This window comes from Pseudoalteromonas sp. SIMBA_162, from assembly GCF_046535955.1.
In the GTDB taxonomy this organism is placed as follows: Bacteria; Pseudomonadota; Gammaproteobacteria; order Enterobacterales; family Alteromonadaceae; genus Pseudoalteromonas; species Pseudoalteromonas marina.
On record NZ_JAWJBQ010000686.1, the window covers coordinates 1 to 258 of the forward strand.

The following is a 258-nucleotide window of genomic DNA, read 5'->3' on the forward strand; positions in this document are numbered from 1 at the left end:
CCCGTCGAAGGCGTTCTGGGCCAGCGCGCTGGCGGGCAGCGCGCTCGTGATCGCGTTCGCGCTGCGCGACGGCGGCGGCACCGTGCAGGCGGGCGACGCGCTGATGCTCGTCGCGGTCGGCATCGGCGCGCTCGGCTATGCGGAAGGCGCGCGCCTCGCGCGCCAGATCGGCGGCTGGCAGGTGATCTGCTGGGCGCTCGTCGTGTCCGCGCCGTTCCTCGTGCTGCCGGTCGGCTGGCTTGCGTGGACGCAGCACGT

The 258-nt window shown here is 75.2% G+C and carries 1 protein-coding gene; it reads left to right on the top strand.

Features of this window, described 5'->3' with window-relative positions; translation table 11 throughout:
• Positions 1 to 258, top strand: a 258-nt coding sequence (locus R0J88_RS21425; protein WP_410901088.1) for a hypothetical protein, incomplete at both ends; no start/stop codon positions are given.